The sequence below is a fragment of the Streptomyces beihaiensis genome (genome assembly GCF_026274175.1).
Lineage (GTDB): Bacteria > Actinomycetota > Actinomycetes > Streptomycetales > Streptomycetaceae > Streptomyces > Streptomyces beihaiensis.
Genome location: NZ_JAPHNL010000035.1, coordinates 71239 through 78591 on the forward strand (window position 1 = coordinate 71239; position 7353 = coordinate 78591).

At 70.4% G+C, this 7353-nt stretch carries 8 protein-coding genes; 6 read left to right on the plus strand and 2 right to left on the minus strand.

Features of this window, described 5'->3' with window-relative positions:
• Window positions 1-39: 39 nt before the first annotated feature.
• The 5 genes from OFY01_RS05210 to OFY01_RS05230 are packed head-to-tail and all read left to right on the plus strand — an operon-like array spanning window position 40 to window position 5541.
• Window positions 40-1380 (plus strand): ABC transporter substrate-binding protein, encoded by a 1341-nt coding sequence (locus OFY01_RS05210; protein ID WP_266596737.1) that lies wholly within the window; start codon window positions 40-42, stop codon window positions 1378-1380.
• 7 nt (window positions 1381-1387) lie between these two features.
• Entirely contained in the window at window positions 1388-2350 is a 963-nt protein-coding gene (locus OFY01_RS05215) for a carbohydrate ABC transporter permease (RefSeq protein ID WP_266596739.1), read from the plus strand.
• Between the two features lie 3 nt (window positions 2351-2353).
• Window positions 2354-3220 (plus strand): carbohydrate ABC transporter permease, encoded by an 867-nt coding sequence (locus OFY01_RS05220; protein ID WP_266596741.1) that lies wholly within the window; start codon window positions 2354-2356, stop codon window positions 3218-3220.
• Between the two features lie 9 nt (window positions 3221-3229).
• The gene (locus tag OFY01_RS05225) at window positions 3230-4504 is read left to right on the plus strand and encodes a 6-phospho-beta-glucosidase (protein ID WP_266596743.1); all 1275 of its coding nucleotides are present in this window, start codon (window positions 3230-3232) and stop codon (window positions 4502-4504) included.
• Window positions 4495-5541, plus strand: a complete 1047-nt coding sequence (locus tag OFY01_RS05230) for an N-acetylglucosamine kinase (protein WP_266596745.1) — start codon at window positions 4495-4497, stop codon at window positions 5539-5541. Before OFY01_RS05225 ends, OFY01_RS05230 begins: the two co-directional genes overlap by 10 nt.
• Here OFY01_RS05230 and tsaA read toward each other — a convergent pair.
• Together tsaA and OFY01_RS05240 are read right to left on the minus strand one after the other, a co-directional pair.
• A complete protein-coding gene (gene tsaA / locus OFY01_RS05235; protein ID WP_266596747.1) occupies window positions 5525-5929 on the minus strand; it encodes a tRNA (N6-threonylcarbamoyladenosine(37)-N6)-methyltransferase TrmO in 405 nt (134 codons plus the stop codon). The genes OFY01_RS05230 and tsaA overlap by 17 nt on opposite strands.
• Complete coding sequence (locus OFY01_RS05240; protein WP_266596749.1) at window positions 5926-6330, minus strand: nuclear transport factor 2 family protein; 405 nt, start codon at window positions 6328-6330, stop codon at window positions 5926-5928. The genes tsaA and OFY01_RS05240 overlap by 4 nt, the downstream gene beginning before the upstream one ends.
• Window positions 6331-6434: 104 nt before the next feature.
• On the opposite strand from OFY01_RS05240, the gene OFY01_RS05245 reads away from it, so the two are divergent.
• Window positions 6435-7049: a TetR/AcrR family transcriptional regulator gene (locus OFY01_RS05245; RefSeq protein ID WP_266596750.1), complete on the plus strand. Its 615-nt coding sequence runs from the start codon at window positions 6435-6437 to the stop codon at window positions 7047-7049.
• Window positions 7050-7353: the final 304 nt, after the last annotated feature.

The following is a 7353-nucleotide window of genomic DNA, read 5'->3' on the forward strand; positions in this document are numbered from 1 at the left end:
CCACCTCACCCACCCCACCCGTCCAAGGGAGAACGCGCCATGCCCGCACACCGCCGCCGGGCGGCCGTCACGCTCGCCGCGACCGCCTCCATAGCCCTGTTCGCCTCGGCCTGCACCGGCCAGTCGTCCTCCGGCGCCACGGACGACGCCTCCAAGGAGACGACGATCACCTTCTGGCACGGCTGGTCCGCGCCGTCGGAGGTGAAGGCTGTCAAGGCGGCCGTGGCCGGATTCGAGAAGGTCCATCCGAACATCCACGTCAAGACCGTCGGCAACATGAACGACGACAAGATCAATCAGGCGCTGCGGGCCGGTGGTGACAAGGCGCCCGACGTCGTCTCGTCCTTCACCACCAACAACGTGGGCAAGTTCTGCTCGTCCGGCGCGTTCGTCGATCTCGGTCCCTTCTTCAAGAAGGCGGGCATCGATCCGGACACCACCTTCCCCAAGGCCATGAACGAGTACACCCAGTTCGACGGCAAGCGCTGCACGGTGCCGCTGCTCGGGGACGCGTACGGGCTCTACTACAACAAGAACCTGTTCAAGGCCGCCGGTATCGCGCAGCCGCCCAAGACCTGGAGCGAGTTCGCCGCCGACGCCAAGAAGCTCACGAAGACGTCGGGCGACGACTCGTACGAACGGGTCGGCACCATGCCGACCTACCACGGGTACGAGTTCACCACCGAGCACATCCTCGCCCAGTGGTCGCCCACCTACTTCACCGCCGACGGCAAGTCGAACATCGCCAAGGACCCTGCCTTCAAGGCCGGACTGAGGATGCAGAAGAGGCTCGTCGACTCCCTCGGGGGGTACAGGAGGCTGGAGAAGTTCCGGGCCACCTTCGGCGACGAGTGGGGGCCCAAGCACCCGTTCACCCAGGGCAAGGTCGCCATGCAGGTCGACGGCGAGTGGCGGCTCGGGATGGCCGAGGACGCCAAGCCCGGGTTCGACATCGGGGTGGCGCCGATGCCCGTGCCCGACGACCAGGTCGCCGACTACGGCAAGGGGTACATCACCGGCACCATCGCCGGGATTCCCGCGACCAGCACGAAGAAGAACGCCGCCTGGGAGTTCGTGAAGTATCTGACGACCGACACCGACGCCGTCGTGAACTTCGCCAACGCCATCCACAACGTGCCGTCCACGCTGGCCGCGCTGAAGTCGCCGAAGCTGAAGTACGACCCTCGGTTCAAGACGTTCCTCGACATCGCCGAGAACCCGAAGTCGACCACCACGCCCGCCTCCGCCAACGGCGGTTCCTATCTGGTGACGCTGCAGAACCTCGGCTACGACTACGAGAAGGGCAAGGTCACCGACCTCGACAAGGGGCTGGCCGACGCGGCGAAGCAGATCGACACCGACATCGCTCAGGCCAAGTGACCCGTCCATGAGCCGAGTTCATCCGCCGAACATCCCGAACACCCTGCGCTCCAAGCGTCGCGCCTCGGCGCTTCGGGCCGCGGCGTTCATGTCGCCCTGGCTGATCGGGTTCTCCGTCTTCTTCGTCTACCCGATGGTGTCGACCGTCTACTTCTCCTTCATGCACTACGACGGGTTCAACGCGCCGTCGTTCACCGGGCTGAAGAACTGGTCGTACGTCTTCACCTCCTACCCCATGTTCTGGCCCGCCCTGCGCAACACCCTGTGGCTCGTCGTCATCATGGTGACGTGCCGCGTCGTGTTCGGGCTCGGCACCGGGCTCCTGATCACCAAGATCAAGAGCGGGGTCGGAGTCTTCCGGACCCTGTTCTACCTGCCCTACCTCGCCCCGCCCGTCGCCGCGACCATGGCGTTCGCGTTTCTGCTCAACCCCGGTACGGGGCCGGTCAATTCACTGCTCGAACGGGTCGGCCTGCCCTCTCCCGGCTGGTTCAACGACCCGGCCTGGTCCAAGCCCGCCCTCACCCTGCTCGCCGTGTGGGGCATCGGCGACCTGATGGTCATCTTCATGGCCGCGCTGCTCGACGTGCCCACGGAGCAGTACGAGGCCGCCGAGCTGGACGGCGCGTCGGCGTGGCAGCGCTTCCGGTTCGTGACGCTGCCGAACATCTCGCCGATCGTGATGTTCGCGGTCGTCACGGGGGTCATCCAGACCATGCAGTACTACACACAGCCGATGGTCGCCGGGAAGGTCGCCTCCGGGGTCATCGGCGGCTCCGGGCAGCAGTTCGAGCCCGGCTATCCCGACAAGTCGACGCTCACGCTGCCGCAGCTCGTCTACAACCTCGGCTTCCAGCGTTTCGACTACGGCTCCGCCTGCGTGGTCGCGCTCGTGCTGTTCGCCCTGTCGATGGTGTTCACGGCGTTCCTGATGCGGCGTCGTGGCGGCCTGATCCAGGCGGGTGAGTGAGCCGTGAACCACTCTCCCGACGCGCGCCGCTCCCTCGCTCTGCGCCGCACGCTCGTCCTGCGGTGGGTCGGCGTGCACGCGCTCGCCGTCGCCGCCGCGCTGTTCTTCGTCCTCCCCTTCGTCTTCGTCCTGTTCACCTCGCTCATGAGCGACCAGCAGGCGCTGACCCGGGACCTGATCCCGCACACCTGGGAGTGGGGCAACTACCGGAAGGTCTTCGACACCCCGGGTTTTCTGACCTGGTGGCGCAACACCCTCGTCTACGCGGGGCTCGGCACCGTACTGACCGTCGCGTCGTCGGTCCCCGTGGCGTACGCGCTCGCCAAGTTCCGGTTCCGGGGGCGGAATCTGTCGCTGATGCTGGTGATCTCGATGATGATGCTGCCGCCGCAGGTCGTCGTCATCCCCATGTACCTGTTCTGGGCCAAACAGCTCGACCTGTCCGGCACGCTGTGGCCGCTGATCATCCCGATGGCGTTCGGCGACGCGTTCTCCATCTTCCTGCTGCGGCAGTTCCTCATGACCATCCCGAACGAGTATCTGGACGCCGCCAGGGTCGACGGCTGCGGCGAACTGCGCACGCTGCTGCGGATCGTGCTGCCGATGGCGAAGCCCGGGATCGCGGCCGTCGCCCTGTTCCAGTTCTTCTACGCCTGGAACGACTACTTCGGACCGCAGATCTACGCGTCCGAGAACCCCGGTGCGTGGACCCTGAGCTACGGCCTGGAGTCGTTCAAGGGCGCGCACCACACCGACTGGAATCTGACCATGGCCGCGACCGTCCTGGTCATGGCCCCCGTGATCCTCGTGTTCTTCTTCGCGCAGAAGGCGTTCGTCGAAGGGGTCACCCTCACCGGAGTGAAGGGCTGAGAGATACAGATGAAGCTCGCTGTGGTCGGCGGTGGGTCGACCTACACACCCGAACTCGTCGACGGATTCGCCCGGTTGAGGGACACCCTGCCGGTCGAGGAACTCGTCCTCGTCGACCCCGCCACCGAAAGGCTTGAGCTGGTCGGCGGGCTCGCCCGACGCATCTTCGCCAAGCAGGGGCATCCTGGCGTGATCCGTACGACGTCCGACCTGGACGCCGGGATCGCGGACGCCGACGCCGTGCTGCTGCAACTGCGGGTCGGCGGGCAGGCGGCGCGCGGCCAGGACGAGACGTGGCCGCTGGAGTGCGGCTGCGTCGGGCAGGAGACGACCGGGGCGGGCGGTCTCGCCAAGGCGCTGCGGACCGTGCCGGTCGTGCTCGACATCGCCGAGCGGGTGCGCCGCACCAACCCGGAGGCATGGATCATCGACTTCACCAACCCGGTGGGGATCGTGACCCGTGCGCTGCTCCAGGCCGGGCACAAGGCCGTCGGGCTGTGCAATGTCGCCATCGGCTTCCAGCGGAAGTTCGCCGGGCTGCTCGGGGTGGAGCCGGGGCGGGTGCACCTGGACCACGTCGGCCTCAACCACCTCACCTGGGAGCTGGGCGCCCGTCTCGACGGACCCGGCGGCGAGGACGTGCTGCCGCGGCTGATCCGCGACCACGGTGACGCCGTCGCCGAGGATCTGCACATGCCGCGCGCGCTCCTCGACCGGCTCGGTGTCGTGCCCTCCTACTATCTGCGCTACTACTACCAGCACGACGAGGTCGTGCGGGAGCTGCGGACCTCGCCGTCGCGGGCATCGCAAGTGGCGCAGATGGAGCGGGAACTGCTCGCCCTGTACGGCGACCCGGCGCTCGACGAGAAGCCGGAGCTGCTCGCGAAGCGCGGCGGGGCGTTCTACAGCGAGGCCGCCGTGGACCTGGCCGCCTCGCTGCTCGGCGGCCGCGACGGCCGGGGCTCGCCGCACCAGGTCGTGAACGCGTACAACAACGGCACTCTGCCCTTCCTGCCCGACGACGCCGTCATCGAGGTGCAGGCCGCGGTCGACGGCAAGGGCGCGCGTCCGCTGCCCGTGCCACGGCTCGACCCACTGCTCGCAGGTCTGGTCTCCCACGTGAGCGCCTACGAGGACCTCGCCCTGGACGCCGCGCTGCGCGGCGGGCGGGAGCGGGTCTTCACGGCGCTGCTCGCGCACCCGCTGATCGGGCAGTACGAGTACGCCGAGCGACTCACCGACGCGCTGATCGCGCACAACCGGGAGCACCTCGCGTGGGCCTGAGTTCCGGTGCGCCCGGTGTACTCGCCGTCGACGCGGGCAACAGCAAGACCGACGTCGCGGTGGTCGCCGCCGACGGGCGGGTGCTCGCCACGGCCCGCGGCGGCGGGTTCCGGCCGCCCGCGGTGGGCGTCGCCGCCGCCGTGGACGGGCTCGACGCCGTGGTGCGGCGGGCGCTCGGGCAAGCGGGGGTGGGCTCGGTCGGGTATCTGTCGGCGTGTCTGGCCAATGCCGATCTTCCGGTGGAGGAGCGGGAGTTGGCGTCGGCGCTGCGCGCCCGCGGGTGGGCGTCCGGGGTCGAGGTGCGCAACGACACCTTCGCCGTGCTGCGGGCAGGGCTCACCGAGGACGCCGAGCCGCGCGGTGTCGCCGTGGTGTGCGGCGCGGGCATCAACTGCGCCGGGATGCTGCCCGACGGGCGCACCGCCCGGTTCCCCGCGCTCGGGCGGATCTCCGGTGACTGGGGCGGCGGCTCGGGGCTCGCGGAGGAGGCCATGTGGTGCGCGGCGCGGGCGGAGGACGGGCGGGGCGAGCCGACCGAGCTGATGCGCGCGCTGCCCGCGCACTTCGGGCTGCCGTCCATGTACGCCCTGATCGAGGCCGTGCACCTGGGGCGTGTCCCGGACGCGCGCCGCCACGAGATGGTGCCTGTGCTCTTCGCCACGGCGGCGGACGGTGACCCGGTGGCCGGTGCGCTGGTGGACCGGATGGCCGACGAGGTGGTGGTCATGGCCGTGGTGGCGCTCGACCGTCTCGGCCTGCGCGGCCAGGCCGTGCCGGTGCTGCTGGGCGGCGGCGTCCTCGCGGCCCGGCATCCCCGCTTGGTCGACCGGATCACGGCTCTGCTGGTCGAGCGGGCGCCGAAGGCGGTGCCGCGGGTGGTGGCCGAACGTCCGGTGCTCGGCGCGGCGCTGCTGGGGCTCGACGCGGTGGGAGCGGACAGCGGGGCGCATGCGCGCGTGCGCGACCACTTCCGTTTCGGTGCCGGGCCGGCGGACGGCTCCGGCGCCACCGCGTCCGGCCTCACCGGTCTCGCCTGAGCAGCGGTTTCACGTCCAGGATCGGGGTCCCGTCGAGCGCCTCCAGGTGACTCACGTGCACCCGCGTGCCGGAGATGTCGAGGATGTGGACGGTGTGCAGGCCGATCGGGTTGGGCCGGTCGGGCGCGCGGGTGGCGAAGACTCCGGTGAGCGGCCGCCGCGGGGTGCCGCGCGGGTGCACGGCGAGCGTGTCGCGGTCGGCCCGGTCGAGCCAGGTGAGCAGGACGACGTCCGTGCCGGGTTCGAGGCCGTCCAGGGCCTCGGCGTACCGGTCGTCGAAGACGAGCCAGGCGTCGGGCGCGCCCTCGTCGGGCTGCCGCGGCGCGTCGCGCCGGGCCGCCAGGGGTGACTCGACCCGGCCGACCGGGCGGAGTGTGAGGCCGGTCAAGACGTCGCCTCCTGCTCCGCGACCGTACGGGTGGTCATATGAGCCCGGCGCATCCGCCCGTCGGCGGCGAACTGGCCGAAGAAGTAGACCTCGGTGGAGATGTTCCTGCCGCGCTGCGTCGCGTGCAGCGTGTACCGCGCGGCGAGCCGGTCGCCGTCGGCGACGCACTCGTGCACCTCCACGCGGAGGGTGGGCCGGTTCTTGCGGACCGGACGGGCGTGTGCGACGAGCCCCGCGCGGTCGATGCGGATGCCGTCGGCGAACTCCACGACGTCCGGCGTGTGGTAGCGGTCGACGACCGGTCCGGCGTCCCCGTCGGTGCTCAGCAGGTCCTGGGTGAACGACTCGAAGAAGTCGGCGATGAACTTGTCGGGCTCGGTGTCGCTCAGTGACGTACGCATGGGTCTGCTCTCCCGCCGTCGGGCCGTCGGACACGGCGCCATAACTTTTACAGCGTGCAAAAAATACGGTAGCCGCCACCCGCAATTTTGACAAGGCGTAAAAGATGGCAGGATGGGGAGCGATGATGTCCTCGCCCGACCGCAACCGCCGCGCCGACGCCCTCCGCAGCAGGGCGGCCATCCTGGATGCCGCGATCCAGGTTCTCGACGCCACCCCCGACGCGGGCCTGAGCGCCGTCGCCGCCGCGGCGGGCGTGACCCGGCCGACCGTCTACGCCCACTTCCCCTCCCGCGAGCGGCTGTTGCAGGCCGTCACCGAGCGGCTCACCGAGGAGAGCGTCGCGGCCATGGACGCCGTCGACCTCGACACCGGCCCGGCCGCCGAGGCCCTGATCCGCATGCTCGACGCCGGATCGCGGGTGACCGCGCGCCACCCGGGGCTCGTCCGGCTGATCGCCGCCCAGCCCGTCGCCGCCGAGGCGGACCACGCGCGGCACTCCCCCGTCGCCGACCGCATCCGCCGGGCGGTGCTGCGCGGGCGGCAGGCCGGTGAGTTCGACGACCGGCTGCCCGTCGACTGGGTCGTCTCGGCGACCATCGCGCTCGGCCACGCCGCCAGCGAGGAACGGGAGACCGGGCGGCTCACCGCCCCCGCGGCCCAGGACTCCCTGCGCGCCAGCCTGCTCCGGCTGCTCGGCGCGGACTCGGCGGCCGAATAGCGCAGGCCCGCAGGGAACCGAACGCCGCTCGGCCACGTGTTCCCAAGTGAGGCGCACGCTCCTGCCGGGAGAAAACGGAACAACCCCGAACAAGATCGAGTCAACGCCTGTGCGGATGTCGGTCCCTGCGGCAATACTTACGGCCGTGCACCTTCGCCCGCGCCCGTACGCAGGGCGGAAGTGACCGACGAAGGACCACGGGGGAGGGGTCAGTGACATACCCGCCGAACGGGAGCGCGGCGCCACCGCTGGGCGTCGCGCCCGCGGTGCCGGGCGTGCCGCCGCAGCCGGGGGCCACCGGGAC